A 1,675-nucleotide genomic window follows, 5' to 3' on the forward strand; every position below is an offset into this window, starting at 1 on the left:
AGGTTGGCTGCTTCTAGGCAAACCTCCTAGTTGTCTATGCAATCCCACCTCCTTTATCACTTAGTGATGATTTGGGGACCTTAGCTGGTGGTCTGGGCTGTTTCCCTCTTGACAATGAAGCTTATCCCCCACTGTCTCACTGGCAATGTGTTCTCTGGGTATTCTGAGTTTGTCTCGATTTGGTACCGGTCTCCCAGCCCGCACCGAAACAGTGCTTTACCCCCCAGATTTAATCATTACCGCTGCGCCTAAACACATTTCGGGGAGAACCAGCTAGCTCCTGGTTCGATTGGCATTTCACCCCTAACCACAGCTCATCCGCTGATTTTTCAACATCAGTCGGTTCGGACCTCCACTTGGTGTTACCCAAGCTTCATCCTGGCCATGGTTAGATCACCAGGGTTCGGGTCTATAAACACTGATTGAGCGCCCTTTTCAGACTCGGTTTCCCTTTGGCTCCGGCATTCTCGCCTTAACCTACCAGTGCCTATAAGTCGCCGGCTCATTCTTCAACAGGCACGCGGTCAGACGTTCAATCGTCCTCCCACTGCTTGTAAGCTTACGGTTTCATGTTCTATTTCACTCCCCTTCCGGGGTTCTTTTCACCTTTCCCTCGCGGTACTGGTTCACTATCGGTCACACAGTAGTATTTAGCCTTACGAGATGGTCCTCGCTGATTCACATGGGATTCCTCGTGCCCCATGCTACTCGGGATTCAGCTACTATCCTTGAGTTTTCGACTACAGGACTTTCACCTTCTTTGGTGCAGTATTTAGCTGCTTCGTCTAACCGCCAGATTCGATATCGCTGTCCCACTACCCCAAAGGATAAATCCTTTGGTTTAGGCTTTTCCCCTTTCGCTCACCACTACTTAGGGAATCTCTTTTGATTTCTCTTCCTCCAGCTACTAAGATGTTTCAGTTCGCTGGGTTGGCTCTTTCCTGTCTATATATTCAACAGGTAGTATTTAGGGTTGCCCCATTCGGAAACCTCCGGCTCATAGTTTGCTTCCAACTCCCCGGAGTATATCGTCGGTAACCACGTCCTTCTTCGCCTCTGTGTGCCTAGGTATCCACCGTAAGCCCTTATTAGCTTGACCACATTTACATTGGTGTTTCTGCAAACTTTTTTTCGTTCTGTTTACTTCCTTCTAGGCACTGATTTCACTCAGCACTCAGTCAAGAAGCAATCAGGACTCTAATCCGTCTGCCTGCTTTTTTTTCGCGTTACTATGCAGTTTTCAAGGTTCTGGCTGGATTATCACCCAGCAGTTCGATTGTATGAAGCAATCAATTGCTGAATTTTTATTCCAATTAGAGATTAAGATGTTTATAAATGAACTGAACCAAAAATACTTTGAAAGCTTTCACCAATTCTCGACCGACCTAGGAATGACCAACTCAGTATCTAATTGCGATTTGCTTTCGATGTTTGAGTGGATTCGGTCTCCCTAAAAGGAGGTGATCCAGCCACACCTTCCGGTACGGCTACCTTGTTACGACTTCACCCCAGTCACCAGTCCTGCCTTCGGCATCCCCCTCTGCGAACAGTTGGGGTAACGACTTCGGGCGTGACCAGCTTCCATGGTGTGACGGGCGGTGTGTACAAGGCCCGGGAACGAATTCACTGCAGTATGCTGACCTGCAATTACTAGCGATTCCGACTTCACGCAGGC

The 1,675-nt window shown here is 48.3% G+C and carries 1 rRNA gene and 1 other annotated feature (1 of these 2 only partly in view); the gene reads right to left on the reverse strand.

Annotated elements, in window-relative coordinates:
* A 23S ribosomal RNA gene (locus NSP_RS26455) occupies positions 1 to 1,099 on the reverse strand (it extends 1,896 nt beyond the left edge of the window).
* Between the two features lie 367 nt (positions 1,100 to 1,466).
* Positions 1,467 to 1,601: a sequence feature (16S ribosomal RNA rRNA prediction is too short), on the reverse strand.
* Between the last annotated feature and the right edge of the window lie 74 nt (positions 1,602 to 1,675).

The sequence above is a fragment of the Nodularia spumigena CCY9414 genome (assembly GCF_000340565.2).
Lineage (GTDB): Bacteria > Cyanobacteriota > Cyanobacteriia > Cyanobacteriales > Nostocaceae > Nodularia > Nodularia spumigena.